This is a genomic window from Rhizobium sp. S152, from assembly GCF_030380735.1.
Taxonomy (GTDB): Bacteria; Pseudomonadota; Alphaproteobacteria; order Rhizobiales; family Rhizobiaceae; genus Rhizobium.
Window position 1 is genome coordinate 849458 of record NZ_JAUDRZ010000026.1, and the last position, 22634, is coordinate 872091.

A 22634-nucleotide genomic window follows, 5' to 3' on the forward strand; every position below is an offset into this window, starting at 1 on the left:
CCCGCTTCGGCTAGACTTGTCAAAAGTTCAGCCGGAGGGGAACGCATGAGACTGACCGAACTGCTGCAGCCGAAAAAGCTCGCCCTGATCGTCCTGATCCCGATGTTGAGCGCCTGCACGGTCGATGCAGATCCCGGTTATTCACGCCCGCCACCACCGCGTCCAAGCCCCTCGCAGCCGCAAATGTGCACGATGGAATACGCACCCGTCTGCGGTGAGCGCGGTGGACGCACGCAGACCTTCGGCAATGCCTGCCAGGCACGCAACAGCGGCTTCAGGATCGTCGGCCGCGGCGAATGCCGGCGCCAGCCCCCCATCACCCCGCCACGCCCCGAGCCGCCGCGGCCCCCTCGCCCTGAACGGCCCGAGCCTCCGACACGTCCCGGCGGTATCTGCACGCGCGAATATCGTCCGGTCTGCGGCCAGCGCGGACCTCAGATGCAGACCTTCCCGAACGCCTGCGAGGCCGGCAACAGCGGCTTCAGGATTGTCGCGCAGGGCCAATGCCGCCGTTGAGCGGATAGATCTGACAAAGCCCGACAGGACGGCTAACTTCCGGCGTGACAGCCACGCCGGAGCATCATTGAGAGCGCCTTAGTCGGCGCCCTTGATCACCTGGCCGTTGATTTTCACCGACCCGTCGCGGGCGACGTCGATATCCCAGCGCTGGCGCCCGTCTGGATCGGCCTTGGCGAAGCCCTTCGCCATCATCAGGCCGAAGGACACCTGATTGAGTTCCGGATTGACCTTTGCAAGGTCCTGGATGGCCGCGATCGTCTTGTCGAAATCGCGCGCCACGACCGAGGCGTTCATCGAATATTCCTTCGACGAGCCCGGCTTGCCCCGCAATTCGCCGGAGACTTCGGCGTCATAGACGCCTGACTTCGCCGAGATCTTCGGGAAGGCGACGACCATGTTGCCATCGGACAGAAGCTTCTCGAACGCCTTGTCCATCTCCGGATCCGACTTCTTGCCTTCCGTAAAGTCCGCCTTCAGCAATTCCTCGCCGAACGCCGCGGCATTGATCTCGGGAAACGCCATCTGCATCTGCAGTTCCTCGGGCACGAACGCGGCGTACATCTCGGGCACCAGCGGGCTGTCGAAGGTGATCTGCCGCGCCGAGAGCCCGACGTCGAAGCGCATGGCATTCGTTGGGCCGCTCATGCCGATGGTGTAGTCGACCGTCTCCGCGCCGCCATTGCCGCCGACGCTGCTGACGTTGAGTTTGTTGAGCGTCACCGTCTCGTTGAGCGATGTCATCAGAGGGAAGGACTTGCGCAGCAAATCCTTGATCTCTTCGCTCTCGGCACGGCGAAGCTTCTTCTCTTCCGAATGCTCGATGAAGAAGGCGACGAGGTCCATGATATTCTTGACCGAGACGCCATTGACGGCGGCGGCGAAATCGACCGAGTCCGCGCGGATCTCGACCGGCGGCACGTCCTTGCCGCTGATCTTCTCGACGAAATCGGACATCGTGCCGCTGCCGGCGAAGTTCGTGCGATCAGGCAGGTCGCTGTCCGACGACGTCATCTTGTAGGTCGAGGCGCCTGTCTCGGCGCTGACCTCTTCCTTCTCCGTCTTCGACGAGAACCGCACCGCCTTCATCGTGAAGTCGCCGGATTTCAGGTATCTGATCGCTGGATCGAATACGCCGTTGGAAACGAGGCTGTCGATCAGATAGGTAAACTCGGTCTTCGGCTGGCCGGCGGCCTTGAAACTTCCTGTCACGTCGAGCGAGTTGTTGCCCTCGATCTTCCACAGCTCGCCGTCCTCGGGTGTCGCGAAAAGCGACCACGGCTGCAGGCCCTTGACAGCGAAGTCGGCCGGATCGACCTTCGTCAGCAGCTTGGCGAAATCATAGATGACCTCGTAGCGCGTTCCGGCCGGATTGACCGTGACGAAGCCCTTGCCGACCTCCTTCGGAACGAACCACGACAGGCTCCTCTGGATATCCTCGGCGCCCTTCTGGTTGATATCGACCGCGGCCGCTGTCGAGAGCGACGCCATAGAGATAAGACCGGTGGCTGCTATCGTCTTGAGTTGCATGCTGAATCTCTCCATACCCGTTTGTCGGCGCATGTGATGTCTCTAATCCGCCCGTGTCAACCCAGCCGTGCAGCCGGCGTCATCAGGCGGCTATTTTCTGCGACCGCATCGGCATCGGCCGCCCAAGCAGATAGCCTTGTGCCTCATCGCACCCCTCGTCGAGAAGGATGGCCAGTTGGACATCGGTCTCGACACCCTCGGCAAGCACGGGAATGCTCAGGCTTTGGCCCAGCGCCAGGATAGCACGGATAATCGCCTTGGATTGATCGCTCGTCTCCACTTCGTTCATGAAGCTGCGGTCGAGCTTGATCTTGTCGAACGGAAACGCCCGCAGCGTCTCCAGGGACGAGTAGCCGGTCCCGAAGTCGTCGATGGCAATCGAAACACCGAGGCTCTTCACCTGCCGCAGCGTCAGCAGAGCGCGGTCCTTGTCGACGATGATCGAGGATTCCGTGATCTCGAGCTCCAGCCGCCAGGCTTCCAGCCCTGTTTCCAGGAGCACCGTGTGAACGAGCCGGGCGATGTCCTGGTTGGCAATCTGGATCGGCGAGAGATTGACCGCGATCTTGTGCTTCTCCGGCCAACTCGCGGCTTCCCGGCAAGCTTCGCGCAGTACCCATTCACCGATCGGCACGATCGCACCGCATTCCTCGGCAATGGCGATGAAGTCACCAGGCGGCACGTTGCCGCGTGTCGGGTGCTGCCAGCGCAGCAGCACCTCGTAGCCGGTGATATCGCCTGTCGAGACGGACTTCTGCACTTGGTAGTGCAGATGCAGTTCGCGCCGTTCGATCGCCGACCAGAGATCGCTTGCGATATTGCGGCGATCGCGTGCGGCTTCGTCCATTGCCACTTCATAGAAGCAGATGCGCTCGGTGAGCGCCGCCTTGGCGCGATACATGGCAAGATCGGCGTTGGCGATCAGCAATTCGCCGGTCTCGCCGTCCTGCGGATAGATGGCGACGCCGATACTGGCATCCGACCTGACTTCGAAGTCCTCGATCTTCAGGTCGACGATCAGGCTGCCCTCGAGCCGTGCGATGAAGTCGCGCAGATCGGCGATATCGGAGAACTGCTTGATCGCCGCGAACTCGTCACCGCCGAAACGCGATACGAACTCATCTTCCTGCAGTATTCCTGCCATACCAGACGCCAGCTTCATGAGCACCTGGTCGCCGGCGCTGTGGCCACGCTGGTCGTTGATCTCCTTGAACTTGTCGAGGTCGATCCCGATGACGGCAACCTGGGTGCCCGAGCGTTTCGCCACGGCCAGTTCCTGCTCCAACCGATCGGAGAATTGCGAACGGTTCGGCAAGCCAGTCAGCGCGTCGTGCTGCGCCATGAAAGCAATCTTCTCTTCTGACTGCAGGCGCGCCGTGATGTCCTCATAGGTCGCGACCCAGCCGCCGTCCTGCAGCTTGTTCAGGTTCACCTGGATCGACGTCCCGTGCGTCATCTTGTGAATGAGCGAATGATCGCCGGAGCGCATGGCGCGCGTCAGCTTGTCATAGTGCTCGGAGGCCCGCGTTGCAGCCGAAGCTGCATCAGGACTGCAGATCGTGTAGCCCATCGTGACGATCTCGCGGTAGGACATGCCGGGCCGGATCATGCCGTCCTTGAAGCTGAAGATCTCACTGTAGCGCCGATTGGCAAGCACCAGACGCTCCTCGGCGTCGAAGAGGCAGATGCCCTGCGAAACGTTTTCAAGCGCCAGATCGAGATTGCGGCTGATCTCCTTGATCCGGTCACGATCCGCCTTCTGCTCGGTCACGTCCTTGGTGATCTTCGCGTACCCGGCAAGGCTGCCGTCAGGCGCCCAGATCGGATCGATGACCACATGTGCCCAGAAGGATGTGCCGTCCTTGCGGAAGCGGCGCCCCTCCGCTTCGAACTTGCCTTCGGTACGCGCAATCATCAACGCCTTCTGCGGCAAGCCGTTGGCTCGGTCCTCAGGAGAATAGAAGCGACCGAAATCCTCGCCGACGATCTCGGCGGCGGTATAACCCTTGGCACGCTGCGCCCCGGCGTTCCAGTTGGTCACCCGCCCGTCCACGTCGAGCATATAGATCGCGTAGTCGGTTACGCCCTGCACCAGCATTTCGAAACGCGCTTCGCTTTCCATCGTCGAGCTCTCGGCACGTATGGCGAAGACCGAGGCGGCAAAGCCTGACGCGATCATCGAAAGCGAAACGGCAAGCAGCGTAACCACCATGAAGCCTGTCGACATCGTCTCGCTCGGATCGATCTCGATGCCGACAGCGGGCACGACCGTCAGCGCACCCATGGCCGTGAAGTGCATCGAAACGATCGCAAGGCAAAGTGTGCCGGCGGGAACAAGCAGCTTGCGCGCGGTAAGCTCTACGTTCGGCAACAGCGCAAAGGCCACCGCCGAGATCACGACCGCGCAGCCCATAGCCGCCACCACAAGCGACCGGTCCCAGACCATCGTGCCGGGAAACTGCACCGCGATCATCCCCATGAAATGCATCAACGTCACGCCGATGCCGAACAAAACACCGGCGAACGCACGTCCCACCCTGCCTTCGGTGATTGCTGCAAGGCTGACGGCGGCAAGCGTTGTCCCGAGAGCGATGCCGAGCGACGTCAGCGTCTGCGACGTGTCGTATCCCATGACGATACCGCTGTCGTAAGCGAGCATGGCCACGAAATGCGTTGCCCATATACCGAAGCCACCCGCGGCACCGCCCATCAGCAGCCAGATCAGCCGCGCAATCTTCGCGGCGCTACGGGCGCGCTGGAGAAGCGTGAGAGCCGCCAAGGACGACAAAAAGCAAAGGCAGCCTGCCAGAGCGACGAGCCTGATGTCGTGCATGTAGGCAATGCAGGTGAGAACGGTAAACATGACGGATCCAAACAAATTTGATGTCTGGCTTCATACGCAGCCGCTTAAAAAAGCAATAATTGAAGTGATCTCCCATGCAATTGTCCGGGACTGGCTGCGACTGTCATTAACAGCGTGTCAACGCCTGATCATCTGAGGTTTTGCAGTCGCTTGGCTCGCGATGTTCAAGTTGTATTAGAAAATTCTTGTATCCATATAGCAACACAGCCGAAAACGCAGCGATGTAGCGTCCGCATTGGCATATATAAGCGATGGAAGTTTCATCCAATAGATGCAATCATCCCTGTGCTGCGGGAGGGTAGCGGAGGAGGACTGTGCATGAGCGATGAAGCAATGGGCTTTTTGCTGGCTGCCGAGCTTTCCATGCTGTTTTGGGTTGCGCTGGGTTTATTTGTTTCCGCAAGCCTTTAGAGCTCTGGACTGATGGCGGTTACGCCCCCGGGCTGGCGATGCCCGCCGGGATAGCCGGTTCAGCGGCTAGGCTTGCCTTTGCGCGCCATCTATACTATAGCGCACGCGTCCGTGTAGACACCCTTGGAGGCAACGCGGATGAGGATGGGGAAACCCGCCTCCAGTTCAGCGATGGGCATGTGCCTGCGCCGAGCTCTCCATATAACCTCGAAAGGTAATGTCATGAGCCACGAAAGCTACGAGCTCAAGGCCGAGGCGCGCGAACGGGTTGGTAAGGGGTCCGCCCGTGAACTTCGCCGCAATGGTCTCATCCCGGCTGTCATCTATGGTGACAAGCAGGCCCCCATTTCCATCTCGCTCAGCACCAATGAGGTGACGAAGCGCATCCACGCCGGCGGTTTCATGACCACCGTTGCAACGATCGACGTCGACGGCAAGAAGTACAAGGTTCTGCCGAAGGACTACCAGCTCGATCCGGTCCGCGACTTCACCATGCACGTGGACTTCCTGCGCGTATCCGGCAACACCCAGGTTTCCGTCCAGATCCCGGTTCACTTCATCAACGAAGAGAAGTCCCAGGGCCTGAAGGTCGGCGGCGTTCTGAACATCGTTCGTCACGAAGTCGAAGTTCATTGCCCGGCCGATGCGATCCCGGAATTCTTCAACGTTGACCTCAGCGGCAAGAAGATCGGCGACAGCATCCACATTTCCGAAGTCACCCTGCCGAAGGGCGTGACCACGGTTATCGACCGCGACTTCACGATCGCGACGATCGTTGCTCCGGCTGCCGGCGTCTCCGACGAGGAAGAAGCCGCAGGCGAAGGCGAAGCAGAAGCCTGATCGCTTCCATAATTTGTAAAGCATAAGGCCCGCTTTCTCCCGAAAGCGGGCCTTATCATTTGAGCCGGCGTACCGGTTTCAACAACATTTAATACATTTCGGCGAAGCATTCCTGACGGTCCTGCAAGGTGCACAACTTGTAGAAGACGACAAAAGCAAAGGCAGCAGGGAGCCAGCCGAAATAATGAACAATTCCGTTCAGAACCGCTTTCTGGCGATCATCTGCGGAGCATTACTGCTTTTTGTTGCTCCGCTTTTCGTATTGTTTCTGTTTCTTTCTTCTGAACGCGCCGCGAAAGAGACGCGAGATCACATCGCCGTGCTTCTCGTCGCCAACGCCCAGGCGCTGGCCAAGCCGCTCTGGGATCTGGACGAGGACAGTGTTGCACAGATCAGCGCCACCGTTGTTGCGCAAGGGGCAATCGTCAAGGTTCAGGTTCGCGACCAGTCCGGCCAACTCGACATCATGCAGTCGACCATTCCGCGCTCCTTCAACGGGGACCTGATCCAGGTCTCGCGCGCCATCATCTACAACACCGTCGACGGCCCGAAAAACCTCGGCAGCATATCGGTGTTCTATCCGGCGCTCGGCCTGTTCTCCGGCCTGAAGCATGAAGAGATCGTCTTCATGTCGATCTTTATCTTCGCGGTTCTCGCCGTTGTCGGCGCCGCCATCATCGGAAACCGCATCTTCGTGATCCGCCCCCTGATGCGTCTCACAGCCGCCATCGAGGCCACGCGCCAGCTCGGCTCCCGCCATCATGTCGACTGGCGTTCGAATGACGAGATGGGACGCCTCGCCAGCGGCTTCAACGACATGCAGTCGAAGCTGGAACGCGAGGAACGCGAGCTGAAGCTCGCCCACCGCCGCGCCATCGACATATACGACCTGACGCCCGCCATGCTTTTCTCGCTCGACGAGGACGACCGCATCACCGCCGTCAGCGACTACTGGCTCGTTGCGACAGGCTACGACCGCGCACGCGTCATCGGTGGGCGTTTTGCCGATCTCGTCACCGCGGACACGCGGGAAGCCTTCCTCGGTCGCAAGAACGCCACCGCACGCGATCTTACCGTCAAATTCCTCTGCGCCGACGGTCGCGTGATGGACGTGCTGATCCTGGAATCGAAGGCCGCCACCGGCGGTCACGACACGTTGTCGCTTTCCGTTATGACCGATGTCACCGATCTCAAGGCATCGGAAGCCCGCAACCATCGACAGGCGATCAGCGACCATCTCACCGGCCTGCTAAACCGCCAGGGTTTCGAGGCCGCGCTCGACGCCAAGATCAGAGAGGCCGACGTCGCCGGCCAGGAACTGGCCTGCCTGTTCGTCGATCTCGACCGGTTCAAGTGGATCAACGACAATATGGGGCACGCGGAGGGGGACCGGGCGTTGCGCGAATTTGTCTCGCGCCTCCATACCCATCTGGCGCCTTCCGACCAGGCCGCACGCCTTGGCGGCGACGAGTTCGCCATCTTGCTGCCGGCCATAGACGCCACGCGCCGTGCCTCCGCCATGGCTGAACAGATCGCCTCGATCTTCCAGATGCCGTTCGGCGCCGATCTGCATCTCAGCGCCAGCATCGGCATCGCCGTCTATCCGCTGCACGCCTCCAACGCCGCCGAACTGCTGCAGAAGTCCGACATGGCGATGTACGCCAAGAAGCGCGACGGCAAGAACGGCGCCCAGATCTTCGACCCCACGATGCTTGATCACGCACGCGCACGCGCCGAGATCGAAAGCCACATCGAAGCAGCGCTCGCGGACGACTGGTTCGACGCCTACCTGCAGCCGATCGTCAGGCTGAACGGTCGCGGCGTCGCCGGCTTCGAGGCGCTGATGCGGTTGAACCATCCGCAGAAGGGACTGATGGCGCCTGCCGAGATCATCAACGTTGCCGAGGAAACAGGGAAGATCAACCGCGTCGGCAACGTGATCATGGAAAAGGCGATCGCCCACCTCGCCGAGATCTCCCGCCTTCCCGGCATGGAAGACAGCTATCTGGCCATCAACTTCTCGCCGTTGCAATTCGAGCCCGCCCTGCCCGCCCGGCTGGCCGCGCTGCTCGTCCGCCACGGCATCCGTCCCAACCGCATCGTGGTCGAAATCACCGAGGCGGTGCTGATGCACAACAACCCCGAGATTCGCATGATCGTGACCGAGATGCGCCATTTCGGCTGCCGCATCGCGCTCGACGATTTCGGCACGGGTTACTCTTCGCTGAGCTACCTCAACCGCTTCCCCGTCGACATCATCAAGATCGACCAGTCCTTCACCCGTTCGATCAACGACGCCAATCCCGAGATCCGCCATAAGAGTCGCATGCTGGTCGAAAGCATCACCACCCTGTCGCACAAGATGGATTGCACCGTCATCGCCGAGGGTATCGAGACCGAGGACGAATGCCGAACGCTGTGTGAGATGGGCCTCGACTTCGGCCAGGGCTATCTCTTCCACCGTCCGCAAAGCGCCGCAAGCCTGGTCGAGCGGTTGCGAACGATCCGGCTATCGGTAGCATCGTAGTCTTGGCGGGGAGCGCAACATGATGAAAAGGCTGGCCCTGAGTGCTTTCCTTGGTCTTTCCGCTGTGATCCGTGCGCATGCGGAACCGGTGAACTTCGTAACGGAGGAATACCCGCCGTTCAGTTACCGCGAAGAACGCGTTCTCAAGGGTACCTCCGTCGAACAGGTCGAAAAGCTGATGGCGGCAGCCGGTATCGACTACACCATGGAGATGCTGCCCTGGGCCCGCGCCTACAGTCTTGCCCAGAGCCAGCCCATGACATGTGTCTTCAGCACCGCGCACACCGCCAAGCGGGACCCGCTCTTCAAATGGGTGGAGCCGCTGCTGATGGATCGAAACATCCTGATCGCCAAGGCGGGCGCCGGCGTGGCGCCGAAGGATCTGGAAGATGCCAAGCGCTACACGATAGGCACCCAACGGGAAGACTACACCGACACCATCCTCAGGGAGAAAGGCTTCACCAAGCTCGATGTGACCTCGGACTTCAACGCGACGTTCCGCAAGCTGCTTAACGGCCGCATCGATATGATGCCGATCTCGGAACTCTATTTCCGCCAGCTCAAATCGGAACAACCGCTGGAGCAGGTACTGGTGCTCTCGTCGCAGCCTATGGCGATCGCTTGCCAGAAAGAGTTCCCGGATGATCTCCTGGCAAGGATGCAGGCCGCCCTGAACGCTCTGATCGCGGACGGCACGCAGAAGGCGATCTTCGCCAAATACAAGCTCGAGGGCGGCAACTGATTTCCCGCCGCGTGCCTCCTTCGACTTGACTTTGAGGTCATTTCGCGGTGGTGAACGTTCCAAGCTCAACTGCGAGGAACTGGACGCCCATGCTTGTTATCGCCGGCCTCGGCAATCCCGGCAGCCAATATGCCGGCAACCGCCACAACATCGGCTTCATGGCCGTGGACGCCATCCACCGCCGCCACAGCTTCTCGCCATGGTCGAAGAAGTTCAAGGCAGAGATCTCCGAGGGTGAGATCGCGGGCGACAAGGTGCTGCTGATCAAGCCGCAGACCTATATGAACCTGTCGGGCGAATCCGTCGGCGAGGCGATGCGCTTCTACAAGCTGCAGCCATCCGATATCGTCGCCATCTATGACGAACTCGACCTCGCCCCGGCCAAGGCCCGCATCAAGGTCGGTGGCGGCCATGGCGGCCATAACGGCGTCAAGTCGCTCGATGCCCACTGCGGTAAGGACTACCGCCGCCTGCGCCTCGGCATTGGCCACCCCGGCAACAAGGATCTGGTGCACAACTATGTGCTGGGCGATTTCGCCAAGGTCGACCGCACCTGGCTGGAGCCGATGCTTGATGCGCTGGCCGACAATGTCGAGCTGCTGGTCAAGCGCGAGGATTCGCAGCTGATGAACAAGCTGGCGCTCGCGGTCGGCGGCAAGGCTGATGAGGACAAGCCCGCCAGGCAGGGCAAAGCCACGCCTAAGCCCACAGGGAAATCCCACATCCATCAGGCCCGCAACAATGCCCAGCCGAAGAAGCTGCCGGCAACGGGCCCGATGGCCGAGATGCTGAAGAAGATGTTCGGCAACAAGGAAGACTGAGAATGGCGCCCGTGCCTCTCGCCATCCGCACCGCCGAGCCATCCGATCTGCCGGGGCTGCTGGCGCTCTATCGTGAACTGAACCCGGCCGACTTGCCGATTGATGCCGAGATCGCAAAAGCGCGCTTCGAGACGATTGCCGCCCATCCCGGCATGCAACTGTTCATCGGCCTCGCGGACGAAAGTCCGGCCGCATCCGTGACCCTCGTCATCATCCCCAATCTGACACGCGGCGGCGCGCCCTACGCGTTGATCGAAAATGTCGTCACCGCCGAACGCTACCGCAAGCGCGGCTATGCCGGCGCCTTGATCGCCCACGCGGTCGAGACGGCATGGCAGGATGGCTGCTACAAGGTGATGCTGCTCACGGGCTCGAAGGACCCGGCGACGCTGCGCTTCTACGAGAACTGCGGCTTTGTCAGCGACAAGACCGGCTACCAGATAAGACGACCCTAACGCCTATTCCTCGGGCTCGGTCGTAAACATCAGCGGGAACCCCGCTTCCTTGGCGATATCCATCGCCTCCTTCGCCTTGGTCTCCGCGATGTCCTTGGTACAGACGACTACGACAGCGGTGCCGAGCTTGTGCGCGGTCAGCATGACGCGATAGCCCGCCTCTTCGCTCATCTTGAACACCACTTTCAACACCACGGTCACGAATTCGCGCGGCGTGAAGTCGTCGTTGACGAGGATGACCTTGTAGAGCTTTGGCCGATCGAGTTTCGGCTTCGACTTGACCTTCGGCTTCAGGGCGACGTCGTTGTCACTCATCGCGCAAGTCCATTCTTTGATGACAGGAAGGGGGCGAGCCTTGCTCGACCTCCATATTATATTGCACCGCAAGCGGCGCTTTCAAGCCAAAGCCGCTTTGAACAAGCAAGATGTGCTCGAAAAGCTTGACCCGGAGGCGCCTTTTACCCCATACGCACGGCCAAGGAATTCAAGAACAGCAGGTTTCAGGCCATGGGCTTCAAATGCGGTATCGTCGGTCTGCCGAATGTCGGCAAGTCGACCCTCTTCAACGCGCTCACCAAGACGGCGGCGGCGCAGGCGGCGAACTATCCCTTCTGCACGATCGAACCGAACACCGGCGAAGTCGCCGTGCCCGATCCGCGCATGCAGAAGCTGGCTGCCATCGCCGGTTCCAAGGAAATCATCCCGACCCGTATCTCCTTCGTCGACATCGCCGGCCTCGTGCGCGGCGCGTCGAAGGGTGAAGGCCTCGGCAACAAGTTTCTTGCCAACATCCGCGAAGTCGATGCCGTGGTCCACGTGCTGCGCTGCTTCGAGGACGACGACATCACCCACGTCGAGGGTCGCATCAATCCTGTCGGCGACGCCGACACGATCGAGACCGAACTGATGCTCGCCGACCTCGAAAGCCTGGAGCGCCGCGTCGAGCAGACCCGCAAGCGAGCCGCCAGCAAGGACAAGGAATCGCTGGCCCAGCTTCCCGTCATGGAAGCGGTCATCAAGCTCCTCAACGAAGGCAAGCCCGCCCGTCTTCTCCTGAAGACCCTGGCGCCGGAAGAGATCGAGATCCTCAAGGGCCTCAACCTCCTGACCTCGCATCCGGTCCTCTACGTCTGCAACGTCGCCGAAGGCGATGCCTCGACTGGTAACGAGCACACCAAGGCCGTCGCGGAAATGGCGGAAAAGCAGGGCGCTGAATGCGTCATCATCTCCGCCGCAATCGAATCCGAAGTGGCCCAGCTGCCGGAAGAAGAAGCCACCGAGTTCCTGTCGGCGCTCGGCCTCGAGGAAGCGGGTCTCGACCGTCTGATCCGCGCCGGTTACCACCTGCTCGACCTGATCACCTATTTCACCGTCGGCCCCAAGGAAACCCGCGCCTGGACCATCGTGCGCGGCACCAAGGCCCCGCAGGCGGCAGGCGTCATCCATACCGATTTCGAACGCGGCTTCATCCGCGCCTTCACCATCGGCTACGACGACTACATCAACTTCAAGGGTGAAGTTGGCGCCAAGGAAGCCGGCAAGGGCCGCGATGAAGGCAAGGAATACGTCGTCCAGGACGGCGACGTCATCCACTTCCGCTTCAACACCTGAATTGAAACGACAGGACTGCCGCCTAGAGCAATTCCAGGAAAAGTGCGAAGCGGTTTTCCGTCCGAAATTGCGTGAAAACAAAAGGATAGAGCTGTTCCGCGATTCGAAGAAAAGCGGAATTGCTCTATGCGGGCGGCAGTCTTCGCGCCAGCCCTGAAGGCAGCGCATTGACCACCCGCCGCCTCAGCGGCATCCAGCCGGTCCCGATGACCAGCACGATCGCACCGACGACCAAGAGCGTCGTGGAGAAGTACGTATCGATCGTCGCACTTCCCTGCCGGAATATCCCGAACAGCGCGAAGCCGAGCGACAGCAGACCCGACGTCACGAATGCGCGCCGGTCGATGATCAGCCCCACCAGCATCAGCGCCGCCACGGTGAGCACCACGACCGGCGTCTTGAACGATACCGTCTGCGTAAGCTCGATCAGCCCGCCCCGCAGCACGAACAGCGAAACGATGCTGTAAAGCAGCGCCGGCGCCGCCGCCATGTGCAGCCAGAAAGCGATGTCCGATCGCGTCGTGCGTCTGTTGATATCGCTGAGATCGAACTTCAGAGCCGTCGCGAACAGGCCCGCCGCCGAGATGATCCCGATCCAGGACAGGATGCTCGGATTGTTGACGAGCAGGAGCGGATCGCCGCTTGCCGACAAGATCAGCTTGATGATCACCGCCAGCACCAGCGCTAGCGCCGAAACGATGCAGAGCGCCAGCGACAGCGGCACGCGATAGCGCAGGTAATAAAGGCCGAGCAGGACGGGAAACGGCGCGATGAAGCGGATGGCGTCGTTGCCGTTCTCGAGGAAGTTCACGCCGCTCGATACGCAGAACGCCGTCAGTGTCGTCGTGGCGCAGACCAGCGCGATGGTCAGCACGACCGCAGGCAATGCCAGCCGCTGGCGCTTAACCAGGATCTCCGACAAGACGACAATCGCTGGCAGCACCGATAGGATCGATGCAAGCCCCCACAGCCCGCTCAGCGCCACGATGACACCGATGCTGATCAGCACGTCGTGGAAACCGCGGATGAAGCGCGGCGTCTCGGTATCGGACCATGCGATGTCCTCTACCGGCTTGGCCGCACGCGCGCCGACGGTGACGCCGCGCTCGATCAGGAACGGCAACAGCCGCTCGTTCGCTTCGCCCGATATGATGCCCTCGCGCTGAGCTTCATCAAGCACCGATCGCAATTCCGTCATGCCGGTTTATCCTCTTGGAATCATTGGCCGTGGCGTTATGCTATTTGAAGTGACGGCAACTTCATAGGATGCGGGGAAGGCAATGCCCGAGGAGAAACTGGCGTTCGAGGATTTCACGCCCGGCCGACGCTTCGTGCTTGGCCCGAAGACGGTGAGCAGCGAGGAGATCGTGGAATTCGCTAGAGAGTTCGATCCGCAGCCGATGCATCTCGACGAACAAGCCGGCCGCGCCAGCATCCTGGGCGGCCTTGCCGCATCTGGCTGGCACACCTCGGCCATGCTGATGCGCATGATGATCGACAGCTATCTTCTGAACTCCCGCTCCGAGGGCGCGCCCGGTATCGACATCATGGAGTGGCGCAAGCCGGTGCTGGCAAACGACACGCTCAGCGGCCACTCTACCGTGCTGGAAGCTCGCCCGTTGCGATCCCGCCCGGGCATCGGCATCGCCAGGTTTCGCCACGAACTCAGCAACCAGAAGGGCGAGCTTGTCTGCAACTCGGAAAACTCGATCATGTTCGTCATGCGCGCCGCGCCGGAGACCGTGAGATGATCATGATCGAACGCTATGCCATCGGCGAGAAGACCGAGATCGGCTCTTACGTGTTCACGCGTGAGAAAATCCTGCGCTATGCCGAGCGCTTCGATCCGCAGCCCTTCCATGTGGACGAGGAAGCGGCGAAACGCTCGCTGTTTGGCGACCTCTGCGCCTCGGGCTGGCACACCGCCGCCGTGTGGATGCGGCTGTTCGTTGCCTACTGGACCAAGGAAATGACACGGATGGCAAGCGAGGGCCTTGCGCCGCCGAAACTCGGCCCCTCCCCGGGCTTCCGCAATCTGCAATGGATCCGCCCGGTCTTCGCAAGCGAGGAGATATTCTATTCCGTGACGCTCCTCGACAGCCGCCCCCTGACCTCGCGTCCCGGGCGACGGCTGAACACGATACGCTGCGAAGGCGCGACCGCCGACGGCACGCCGGTCATCCGCTTCGAAAGCACCGTCATAGAGTTCGACTAGATTTCCGTCCTCAGTGGCCGGAGAATTCGACCAGCGTGCGCACGTCGACGCCGAGCTCCTCGAGCTTGGCGCGGCCGCCGAGATCCGGCAGGTCGATCACGAAGCAGGCCGACACCACCTCGGCGCCGATCTGCCGCAAAAGCTTCGTCGCGCCGACGGCCGTACCTCCAGTGGCGATCAGGTCGTCCACCAGGATCACCTTCTCGCCCGGCTTCACCGCATCGACATGCATCTCCATCTCATCCACGCCATATTCCAGGCTGTAGGCGATGCGCACGGTCTCGTGCGGCAGCTTGCCCTTCTTGCGGATCGGCACGAAACCGGCGGAAAGCTGATGCGCCACGGCACCACCCAGAATGAAGCCCCGCGCCTCCATCCCGGCGATCTTGTCGATCTTCATCCCGGCATAAGGCTGCACCAGCTCGTCGATCGCCCGGCGAAACGCGCGAGGATTGCCGAGAAGCGTCGTGATGTCACGGAAGATGATACCAGGCTTGGGATAGTCCGGGATGGAGCGGATGGCAGCTGCGAGCTCCGAAGTCGTATCGGTCATGAGGTGTCCAGTGCGTGGTCGTAAAATCGGCTGCACCCTATCAACTGCACTGCTCTGAACCAACAAAAAAGGCGCCCCGAAAGGCGCCTTTTGCTGAAGCTTGAAACCAGGCCCTCAGTGTTCCTTGTTGGCGTAGACCGAACGCTTTGTCAGATAGACCAGGACCGTGAAGATCAGCAGGAATACCATCACCATGAAGCCGGTGTGCTTGCGCTGTTCGAGATGCGGCTCGGCGGCCCACATCAGGAACGACGCGACGTCCTTGGCGTACTGGTCGACGGTAGCGGGAGCGCCGTCGTCGTAGGTCACCTGACCGTCCGACAGCGGCGGCGGCATGGCCAGCACCGAAGCGGCGTGGAAGTAGGGGTTGTAGTGCTGCCCCTGCGATACCGTCACGCCGGCCGGTGGGTTCTCGTAGCCAGTCAGCAGCGAGTAGATGTAATCCGGCCCGCCTTCCTGGTACTGCGTGAAGATGTCGAAGACGAAGCGCGGGAAGCCGCGTTCGACTTCGCGCGCCTTGGCGATCAGCGAGAAGTCCGGCGGTGCGGCACCATTGTTGGAGGCGGCCGCCGCTTCCGCGTTGGCGAATGGCGACGGGAAGTAGTCCGACGGCACAGCCTTGCGGGTGTACATGTCGCCGGATGCGTTCGGGCCGTCCTGGACCTCGTAGTTGGCCGCGAACGCCTTGATCTGCGCCTCGGAGTAGCCGAGGTCGCCCAACATGCGGAACGGCACCAGCTTCATCGAGTGGCAGGCGGCGCAGACTTCGGTGTAGACCTTCAGGCCGCGCTGCAGCTGGCCCTTGTCGTAGGTGCCTAACGGGCCGGCGAAGGTCCAGTCGACCTCCTTGGGCTCCTTCAGCGGATAATGCGGCGTCGCCGCCTCGTGATGCTCGGACGGTCCCGGATCCTGGGCCAGAGCCGAGGTGCCGAGACAGCCGACGAAGGCGAGCGATAGAATGCCAGCAAGAAGCTTGTTCATGGATCTGTTCTCCCCTCGCCCGCTCAAGCCTTGGCCGCTTCGGCGGACGCAACCTTGTTGCGCTTTTCGAGCACGGCCTCCGTAATCGAGTTCGGCAGTCGGCGCGGCGTCTCGACGAGACCCAGGACCGGCATGACGATCAGGAAGAACGAGAAGTAGAGCAGCGTACAGATCTGCGAAATCGTGGTGTAGAGCCCTTCCGCCGGCTGAGAACCGAGCCATCCGAGGAGGATCGCGTTGGCGCCGAACAGCCAGTAGGCCACCTTGTACCACGGGCGATAGACCGCGGAACGGACCTTCGACGTATCGAGCCAGGGCAGGAAGAACAGGACGATGATCGCGCCGAACATCACGAGCACGCCCGCCAGCTTGGAATCGATCGGCCCGATGTTGAAGGTGATCGAGCGCAGCATCGCGTAGAACGGCAGGAAGTACCATTCCGGAACGATGTGCGCCGGCGTCTTCAACGGGTCGGCCGGAATGTAGTTGTCGGCGTGGCCGAGGAAGTTCGGCAGATAGAAAACGAAGTAGGCATAGACCAGCAGGAACACCGAAACGCCGAGCGCATCTTTCAGCGTCGCATAGGGCGTGAAGCGCACGGTATCCGTCTTGGTCTTGATCTCGACGCCCGTCGGGTTGGTCTGGCCAACCACATGCAGCGCCCAGATGTGCAGGACGACGACGCCGGCGATCACGAAGGGCAGCAGGTAGTGCAGCGAGAAGAAGCGGTTCAGCGTCGGGTTCTCGACCGCGAAGCCGCCGAGCAGGAACTGCTGCACCCATTCGCCTACCAGCGGAAACGCCGAGAAGAAGCCGGTGATGACGGTCGCGCCCCAGAAGGACATCTGGCCCCAGGGCAGAACGTAGCCCATGAAGCCGGTCGCCATCATCAGGAGATAGATGAGAACGCCGAGGATCCAGAGGATTTCGCGCGGCGCCTTGTAGGAGCCGTAGTAGAGACCTCGGGCAATGTGCAGATAGACCGCGACGAAGAAGAACGACGCGCCGTTGGCGTGCATGTAGCGCAGCAGCCAGCCGTGGTTGACATCGCGCATGATCTTTTCGACGGAGTTGAACGCCACCGTGGTTTCGGCGGCATAGTGCATGGCGAGCACGACCCCGGTCAGGATCTGCACGACCAGCATCACCGACAGCATGGCGCCGAAGGTGTAGGCATAGTTCAGGTTGCGCGGAACCGGATAGGCGACGAAACTGTCATAGACCAGGCGCGGCAAAGGCAGGCGCGAATCGATCCATTTTTCAATGCCGGTTGATGGCTCGTAGCTGGAATGGCCACTCATAAATCAGTCCCCCTCAACCGATTTTGATAACTTTGTCGGAAACGAACGCATAGGTCGGTATCGCGAGATTCTGCGGCGCCGGACCTTTGCGTATGCGGCCGGCCGTGTCGTAGACCGAGCCATGACAGGGACAGAACCACCCGTTGTATTCGCCGGCCTGGCCGAGCGGCACACAGCCGAGATGGGTACAGGAGCCGATCATCACGATCCAGTTCTCCTTGTCCTTGCCGGCGGACCGATCGACGCCGGTTGCCTGTGCATCGGCCGCCAGATTGGCGTTGCGCGCGACAGGATCCTTCAGTTCGGACATCGGAACTTCATCGGCGGCCTTCACTTCCTCAGGTGTACGGTTGCGAATGAAGATCGGCTTTCCGCGCCATTTCGCGGTCAGCGACATGCCCGGTTCGAGGCTAGAAACGTCGACTTCAATAGATGCGAGCGCCAATGTGGAAGCATCAGGCCGCATCTGGTCGATGAACGGCCAGGCGACAGAGACGGCGCCGACAGCGCCTGCCATACCCGTGGTTAGATAAAGAAAATCTCGGCGTGTGGGCTCGCTGGAGACCCCGCCTGTCGTTTCGTGTTCGCTCACGGCTTAACATCCTCTGCCCAAATCCCGCGGAATTTTCCGCGCCATCCCTCCAAGGCGACGAATCTGTCAAATAAATTCGTATCAAGATTCCCCACCCACTAAGGCGCGTTCTAACTTTGATCGCAAGCTAAGTCCAGCCTTGGCAGGGCCATGAGGGCACAATGTCGCGGGGGGCGACAGGCGATTTTTCAGGATATTCACATGCTTGCAACAGTGTTGCAGCGCAGCGGATTCCGTGTGCGATGCACTCGCGGAGATCAGGTGGGGAGAGCCGGGTGCCGTCCCTCAATCCACCTTGGCGCCCTCGCCCACCTTCCCGCTGCCGGCAACGGTCGGGTCGTCGTAGTCCGAGGCCAGGAAGCCGCCCGATTGCCGCGCCCATAGTTCGGCGTAAAGCCCGCCCTCTTTCAGCAGCGCCTCGTGCGTTCCTTCTTCGATGATGCGGCCGTTGTCGACCACAATCAGCCGGTCGAGGGCGGCGATCGTCGAGAGCCGATGCGCGATCGCCAGCACCGTCTTCCCGTGCATGATCTCGTTGAGGCTGGACTGGATCGCCTCCTCGACCTCGGAATCGAGCGCCGACGTCGCCTCGTCGAGAACGAGGATAGGCGCGTCCTTGAGCATCACGCGGGCAATGGCGATGCGCTGCCGCTGGCCGCCCGAAAGCTTCACCCCGCGTTCGCCGACATGCGCGTCGAAACCGCTTCGTCCCTGCTGGTCATGCAGCCGCTCGATGAATTCGAGCGCCTGTGCCCGCCGCGCCGCCTCGATCAGCCGCTCCTCGCCGGCATCCGGCCGCCCAAAGAGGATGTTGTCGCGCACCGAGCGGTGCAGAAGCGACGTATCCTGGCTGACGACGCCGATCTGCATGCGCAGCGTTTCCTGCCGGACATCGGCGATATCCTGTCCATCGACAAGGATGCGCCCGCCCTGGAGATCGTAGAGGCGCAGGAGCAGGTTCACCAGCGTCGATTTGCCGGCGCCGGAGCGGCCGACGATGCCGACCTTTTCGCCGGGCTTGATTGTCAGCGAGAAATTGTCGATCACGCCTTTCGCCCGACCATAATGGAACGAGACGTTCTCGAAGCGGATACCCGGCTGGCGGATGACGAGGTCTGGCGCGCCGGGCCGGTCCACCAGCGACAGCGGCTGCGAGATCAGTTCGGCCGAGTTCTGGATCGTGCCGAGATTGCGCATGATGCCGTTGAACTGCGTCATCAGCCGCCCGAGCAGGAAGTTGAGGCGCAGCACCAGCGCCAGCGAAAACGCCACTGCGCCGGAGCTGACCAGCCCCTGCAGCCAGAGATGCACGCTGAGCCCCGACATCGTCACGATCATCAGGCCCGAGAGCAGCGCCATGGACGCGCGCACGCCGGTGATGAACCGTGTAAAGCGCAGCACGGTGTCCTGGAAGATATCGAAGCCCTGCCGCATGTAGCGGTCGCTCTCTTCATCACGGGCGAAGAGCTTCAGCGTCTGGATATTGCTGTAGGCATCCACCATGCGGCCGTTGATCATCGAGGCAGCTTCCGCCGTCTCGCGCGAGTGGAAGCGGATGCGCGGCACGAAGTAGCGCGCGAGAACGCCGAAAGCGGCGAGCCAGAAGAGCACGACGGCGGCCAGCGAAAAATCCAGCCGCGCCACCAGCACGATCGTCGTGACCGCATAGATACCGACGAACCAGACGCTCTCCATCAGCGACGTCACCAGATCTCCGGCCGCCTGCCCCGCCGACCAGACCTTGTTGACGATGCGCCCGGAAAAATCGCTCTGGAAGAAGGACAGCGACTGCCGAGACACATGCAGATAGGACTGCCAACGTGCCAGATTGTAGAAACCGGGCGTGATCACCTGTTGATCCACCAACGCAATCAAAAGCGCCACGACGAAGCGCACTATCCCGATCAGGAACAGCATGCCGAATAGCTCATAGCCGTGTGCGGCCAAAAGCCCGTTCCACCCGTCATCAGGCTTGATCGTCGCCAGAATATCGACCAGCCGTCCCACGAACCAGAACAGCGCCGCCTCGATCGCCGCCGACAGGCCGCCCAGCACCAGCATGGCGATGAACGGCGCCTTCGCCTGGCCGATATAGAACCAGATGAACCCGAGTGTCTGTCGCGGCGGCTGAATATTGTCCTTCGGGTAGAAAGGATCGATCCAGTTTTCGAAGAAATGGAGGAGTCGTTTTATCGGCATGTCTGCGATATAGTCCTGATGGCTCCGGCCGGAAAGCCGAAGACGCTGCTGCCGCAACCTTATATTTTTGTAACAATTGATAACATCGACGGCATCGCCGTTGAATGAGACGAAGCTTGCCACAATCTCGGGGTAGATTGACCTTTCACGGGGAGACGGTCGAATGCAGATGAAGACGATCATGTCGAGCATTCCGCTGCCGCTCGCGGAACGGCTCGACGCTCTGGTGGAGCACGTCGAGCTATCTCACGATCAGGTCGTGACAGACGCGATTGCCGCGTGGATCGATCGGGAGGAAGAGCGGCGCCTGATGGACCTGCGGATGCTGGTATCGGCGAACAGCATATTCGTCGAACGCAACCGCGTCATCGACTGGGCGGACAGCCTCTGAACAATAGAATTGAAAAGGCCCTCCCGGTTTCCCGCCGGGAGGGCCTTTTGTTATTGCGCCGCTTCTTCGGCCGTTTCGTGATCTGCCAGAAACCCGCCAGACTGCCGGCTCCAGAGATCGGCGTAGACGCCACCCTGCCGGGTAAGATCGGCATGCGACCCGGCCTCGATGATCCGGCCCTTGTCGAGCACGATCAGCCGGTCCATCTCGGTCAGCGTCGAGAGGCGGTGGGCGATCGCGATCACCGTCTTGCCCTGCATCAGCGCGAAGAGGTTTTCCTGGATCGCCGCCTCGACTTCGGAATCGAGCGCCGAGGTCGCCTCGTCGAGCACCAGGATCGGCGCGTCCTTCAGGAAGACGCGGGCGATCGCGATGCGCTGGCGCTGGCCGCCCGAAAGCTTCACGCCGCGTTCGCCGACCTGCGCGTCGAGCCCCTTGCGGCCCTGCATGTCGACGAGACCTTCGATGAAGTCCCACGCATTCGCGCGCCGCGCGGCCTCGATCACATCGGCATCCGTCGCATCCGGCCGGCCATAGGCGATGTTGTCGCGGATCGAGCGGTGCAGCAGCGAGGTATCCTGCGTCACCACGCCGATCAGCGACCGCAGGCTCTGCTGCGACACATGCGAGATGTCCTGCCCGTCGATCGTGATACGGCCGCTTTCCAGGTCGTAGAAACGCAGCAAGAGGTTCATCAGCGTCGTCTTGCCGGCGCCGGAGCGACCGACCAGACCCACCTTCTCGCCCGCCTTGATGTCGAGCGACATGTTGTCGATGATGCCCTTGCCCTTGCCGTAGTGGAACCCGATCCGCTCGTAGTGGATCGCGCCCTTCTTGGCCGTCATCGCCGTCGCCGCGGGGCGATCGATGATGTCGTGCGGCTTGGTCATCATCTCCATGCCGTCATAGACCGTGCCGATGTTCTCGAACAGCGCCGAGACTTCCCACATGATCCACTGCGACATGCCGTTGACGCGCATGGCAAGGCCGATGGCGATCGCGATAGCGCCGACCGAAATCTGGCCGTTCAGCCAGAACCAGATCGACAGGCCCGAGATCACGAACAGCGCCACGCAGTTGTTGATATAAACAGATGCGTGAAACATCGTCACCCGGCGCATCTGCTGATGCACCGTCTGCAGGAAGCCGTCCATGCTCTCGCGGGCGTAGGTTTCTTCCCTGCCCGCATGCGAGAACAGCTTCACCGTCGCGATGTTGGTGTAGCTGTCCACGACACGGCCCGTCATCATCGAGCGCGCGTCCGCCTGCAGCGCGGCGATCTTGCGAAGTCGCGGCACGAAGTAGGACACGATGGCGATGTAGACGCCGAGCCAGGCCAGAATGGGGATCATCAGCCGCCAGTCCGCCGCCGCGATCACGATGATCATCGAGATGAAGTAGGTGACGACATAGACGAAGACGTCGAGGATCTTCATCACCGTCTCGCGCACAGCCAGCGACGTCTGCATCACCTTCGTGGCAACGCGTCCGGCGAACTCGTTGGCGAAGAAGGTCATGCTGTGGCGCAGCAGGAAGCGGTGCATCTGCCAGCGTGCGATCATCGGATAGTTGCCAAGCAGCACCTGGTGCATGATGATCGAGTCCAGCACCGCCGCCAGCGGCAGACCGATCAGGATCAGCGCGCCCATCCAGGCAAGCCGGTGCCATTCCGTCTGCAGGAACGTCGCCTTGTCGGCATTCGTCAACCAGTCGACGATGTCGCCGAGGAACTGGAAGAGCGCCACTTCACCGATCGCGATCAGCGCCGTCAGCACCGCCATCGCGGCAAGCCACGGCGCCGCCGGCTTGGTGTAGTGCCAGCAGAATGCAAAGAGACCTTTCGGAGGCGCGGTGGGCTCCTCGCTCGGAAAGGGATTAAGTCGCTGTTCAAACCAGCCAAACATGAAAATGCTCCGGAACTTCAGCGTTCCGTTCCCTGGCCCCGCGCAAAGCGCAATGCGGCACATATGGGAACCGGACGTTCAAGGGGCGAGGCCACGACAGCCGCGCAATGGATTAAAAATGAGAAGTCAGGGAAGGAAGACGCTAGGAGCGTCGGATCGCCATGCGCGGATTGGTGCGCGGA

20 protein-coding genes are annotated in these 22634 nt (G+C 61.3%); 10 read left to right on the forward strand and 10 right to left on the reverse strand.

The features are described 5' to 3' along the window. The first annotated feature begins 45 nt into the window (after positions 1-45). A complete protein-coding gene (locus QTL95_RS23270) occupies positions 46-516 on the forward strand; it encodes a Kazal-type serine protease inhibitor family protein (RefSeq protein ID WP_289722250.1) in 471 nt (156 codons plus the stop codon). Positions 517-594: 78 nt separating this feature from the next. On the opposite strand, the gene QTL95_RS23275 is transcribed toward QTL95_RS23270, so the two are convergent. Further along, positions 595-2046, reverse strand: a complete 1452-nt coding sequence (locus QTL95_RS23275) for a hypothetical protein (RefSeq protein ID WP_289722251.1) — start codon at positions 2044-2046, stop codon at positions 595-597. 82 nt (positions 2047-2128) lie between these two features. Continuing rightward, positions 2129-4909 carry a bifunctional diguanylate cyclase/phosphodiesterase gene (locus QTL95_RS23280; protein ID WP_289722252.1) on the reverse strand — a complete coding sequence of 927 codons (2781 nt, stop codon included), beginning with the start codon at positions 4907-4909 and terminating at the stop codon, positions 2129-2131. Between the two features lie 633 nt (positions 4910-5542). On the opposite strand from QTL95_RS23280, the gene QTL95_RS23285 reads away from it, so the two are divergent. The 5 genes from QTL95_RS23285 (at position 5543) to QTL95_RS23305 (ending at position 10705) form a co-directional block, all read left to right on the forward strand. Further along, positions 5543-6160, forward strand: coding sequence for a 50S ribosomal protein L25/general stress protein Ctc (locus QTL95_RS23285; protein WP_289722253.1), 618 nt, complete (start codon positions 5543-5545; stop codon positions 6158-6160). 184 nt (positions 6161-6344) lie between these two features. Continuing rightward, on the forward strand, positions 6345-8687 hold the full coding sequence (locus QTL95_RS23290; protein ID WP_289722254.1) for an EAL domain-containing protein: 2343 nt from the start codon (positions 6345-6347) through the stop codon (positions 8685-8687). Positions 8688-8709: 22 nt separating this feature from the next. Beyond that, positions 8710-9429 (forward strand): substrate-binding periplasmic protein, encoded by a 720-nt coding sequence (locus tag QTL95_RS23295; protein WP_289722453.1) that lies wholly within the window; start codon positions 8710-8712, stop codon positions 9427-9429. An 89-nt stretch (positions 9430-9518) separates the two neighbouring features. Further along, positions 9519-10250, forward strand: coding sequence for an aminoacyl-tRNA hydrolase (pth, locus tag QTL95_RS23300; protein ID WP_289722255.1), 732 nt, complete (start codon positions 9519-9521; stop codon positions 10248-10250). A 2-nt stretch (positions 10251-10252) separates the two neighbouring features. Beyond that, positions 10253-10705, forward strand: coding sequence for a GNAT family N-acetyltransferase (locus tag QTL95_RS23305; protein WP_289722256.1), 453 nt, complete (start codon positions 10253-10255; stop codon positions 10703-10705). 3 nt (positions 10706-10708) lie between these two features. Here QTL95_RS23305 and clpS read toward each other — a convergent pair whose 3' ends face one another. After that, entirely contained in the window at positions 10709-11020 is a 312-nt protein-coding gene (clpS, locus tag QTL95_RS23310) for an ATP-dependent Clp protease adapter ClpS (protein WP_037184351.1), read from the reverse strand. Positions 11021-11212: 192 nt separating this feature from the next. Between clpS and ychF the strand changes: the two genes are divergently transcribed. After that, positions 11213-12316, forward strand: a complete 1104-nt coding sequence (gene ychF / locus QTL95_RS23315; RefSeq protein WP_289722257.1) for a redox-regulated ATPase YchF — start codon at positions 11213-11215, stop codon at positions 12314-12316. 124 nt (positions 12317-12440) lie between these two features. Here ychF and QTL95_RS23320 read toward each other — a convergent pair whose 3' ends face one another. Beyond that, on the reverse strand, positions 12441-13514 hold the full coding sequence (locus QTL95_RS23320; protein WP_289722258.1) for a hypothetical protein: 1074 nt from the start codon (positions 13512-13514) through the stop codon (positions 12441-12443). Positions 13515-13596: 82 nt separating this feature from the next. Between QTL95_RS23320 and QTL95_RS23325 the strand changes: the two genes are divergently transcribed. Next, complete coding sequence (locus tag QTL95_RS23325) at positions 13597-14067, forward strand: MaoC family dehydratase (RefSeq protein WP_289722259.1); 471 nt, start codon at positions 13597-13599, stop codon at positions 14065-14067. Next, positions 14064-14531 carry a MaoC family dehydratase gene (locus tag QTL95_RS23330; RefSeq protein ID WP_289722260.1) on the forward strand — a complete coding sequence of 156 codons (468 nt, stop codon included), beginning with the start codon at positions 14064-14066 and terminating at the stop codon, positions 14529-14531. The genes QTL95_RS23325 and QTL95_RS23330 overlap by 4 nt, the downstream gene beginning before the upstream one ends. 10 nt (positions 14532-14541) lie before the next feature. On the opposite strand, the gene QTL95_RS23335 is transcribed toward QTL95_RS23330, so the two are convergent. The 5 genes from QTL95_RS23335 to QTL95_RS23355 form a co-directional block, all read right to left on the reverse strand. Next, positions 14542-15084 carry an adenine phosphoribosyltransferase gene (locus QTL95_RS23335; protein WP_289722261.1) on the reverse strand — a complete coding sequence of 181 codons (543 nt, stop codon included), beginning with the start codon at positions 15082-15084 and terminating at the stop codon, positions 14542-14544. 114 nt (positions 15085-15198) lie between these two features. Next, positions 15199-16065: a cytochrome c1 gene (locus QTL95_RS23340; RefSeq protein ID WP_289722262.1), complete on the reverse strand. Its 867-nt coding sequence runs from the start codon at positions 16063-16065 to the stop codon at positions 15199-15201. 23 nt (positions 16066-16088) lie between these two features. Further along, positions 16089-17366 carry a cytochrome b gene (locus QTL95_RS23345; RefSeq protein ID WP_289722263.1) on the reverse strand — a complete coding sequence of 426 codons (1278 nt, stop codon included), beginning with the start codon at positions 17364-17366 and terminating at the stop codon, positions 16089-16091. Positions 17367-17379: 13 nt separating this feature from the next. After that, positions 17380-17958: a ubiquinol-cytochrome c reductase iron-sulfur subunit gene (gene petA / locus QTL95_RS23350; protein ID WP_037184323.1), complete on the reverse strand. Its 579-nt coding sequence runs from the start codon at positions 17956-17958 to the stop codon at positions 17380-17382. 285 nt (positions 17959-18243) lie between these two features. Further along, a complete protein-coding gene (locus QTL95_RS23355; RefSeq protein WP_289722264.1) occupies positions 18244-20157 on the reverse strand; it encodes an ABC transporter ATP-binding protein in 1914 nt (637 codons plus the stop codon). Positions 20158-20320: 163 nt separating this feature from the next. On the opposite strand from QTL95_RS23355, the gene QTL95_RS23360 reads away from it, so the two are divergent. Then, a complete protein-coding gene (locus tag QTL95_RS23360; RefSeq protein ID WP_289722265.1) occupies positions 20321-20548 on the forward strand; it encodes a hypothetical protein in 228 nt (75 codons plus the stop codon). 50 nt (positions 20549-20598) lie between these two features. On the opposite strand, the gene QTL95_RS23365 is transcribed toward QTL95_RS23360, so the two are convergent. Then, complete coding sequence (locus QTL95_RS23365; protein ID WP_289722266.1) at positions 20599-22452, reverse strand: ABC transporter ATP-binding protein; 1854 nt, start codon at positions 22450-22452, stop codon at positions 20599-20601. Positions 22453-22634 lie beyond the last annotated feature (182 nt).

Excerpts from the sequence above, each read along its gene's own strand:
- QTL95_RS23270 (WP_289722250.1), top strand. The coding sequence starts at position 46 with ATGAGACTGACCGAACTGCTGCAGCCGAAAAAGCTCGCCCTGATCGTC.
- QTL95_RS23275 (WP_289722251.1), bottom strand. The coding sequence starts at position 2,046 with ATGCAACTCAAGACGATAGCAGCCACCGGTCTTATCTCTATGGCGTCG.
- QTL95_RS23280 (WP_289722252.1), bottom strand. The coding sequence starts at position 4,909 with ATGTTTACCGTTCTCACCTGCATTGCCTACATGCACGACATCAGGCTC.
- QTL95_RS23285 (WP_289722253.1), top strand. The coding sequence starts at position 5,543 with ATGAGCCACGAAAGCTACGAGCTCAAGGCCGAGGCGCGCGAACGGGTT.
- QTL95_RS23290 (WP_289722254.1), top strand. The coding sequence starts at position 6,345 with ATGAACAATTCCGTTCAGAACCGCTTTCTGGCGATCATCTGCGGAGCA.
- QTL95_RS23295 (WP_289722453.1), top strand. The coding sequence starts at position 8,710 with ATGAAAAGGCTGGCCCTGAGTGCTTTCCTTGGTCTTTCCGCTGTGATC.
- pth (WP_289722255.1), top strand. The coding sequence starts at position 9,519 with ATGCTTGTTATCGCCGGCCTCGGCAATCCCGGCAGCCAATATGCCGGC.
- QTL95_RS23305 (WP_289722256.1), top strand. The coding sequence starts at position 10,253 with ATGGCGCCCGTGCCTCTCGCCATCCGCACCGCCGAGCCATCCGATCTG.
- clpS (WP_037184351.1), bottom strand. The coding sequence starts at position 11,020 with ATGAGTGACAACGACGTCGCCCTGAAGCCGAAGGTCAAGTCGAAGCCG.
- ychF (WP_289722257.1), top strand. The coding sequence starts at position 11,213 with ATGGGCTTCAAATGCGGTATCGTCGGTCTGCCGAATGTCGGCAAGTCG.
- QTL95_RS23320 (WP_289722258.1), bottom strand. The coding sequence starts at position 13,514 with ATGACGGAATTGCGATCGGTGCTTGATGAAGCTCAGCGCGAGGGCATC.
- QTL95_RS23325 (WP_289722259.1), top strand. The coding sequence starts at position 13,597 with ATGCCCGAGGAGAAACTGGCGTTCGAGGATTTCACGCCCGGCCGACGC.
- QTL95_RS23330 (WP_289722260.1), top strand. The coding sequence starts at position 14,064 with ATGATCATGATCGAACGCTATGCCATCGGCGAGAAGACCGAGATCGGC.
- QTL95_RS23335 (WP_289722261.1), bottom strand. The coding sequence starts at position 15,084 with ATGACCGATACGACTTCGGAGCTCGCAGCTGCCATCCGCTCCATCCCG.
- QTL95_RS23340 (WP_289722262.1), bottom strand. The coding sequence starts at position 16,065 with ATGAACAAGCTTCTTGCTGGCATTCTATCGCTCGCCTTCGTCGGCTGT.
- QTL95_RS23345 (WP_289722263.1), bottom strand. The coding sequence starts at position 17,366 with ATGAGTGGCCATTCCAGCTACGAGCCATCAACCGGCATTGAAAAATGG.
- QTL95_RS23355 (WP_289722264.1), bottom strand. The coding sequence starts at position 20,157 with ATGCCGATAAAACGACTCCTCCATTTCTTCGAAAACTGGATCGATCCT.
- QTL95_RS23360 (WP_289722265.1), top strand. The coding sequence starts at position 20,321 with ATGCAGATGAAGACGATCATGTCGAGCATTCCGCTGCCGCTCGCGGAA.
- QTL95_RS23365 (WP_289722266.1), bottom strand. The coding sequence starts at position 22,452 with ATGTTTGGCTGGTTTGAACAGCGACTTAATCCCTTTCCGAGCGAGGAG.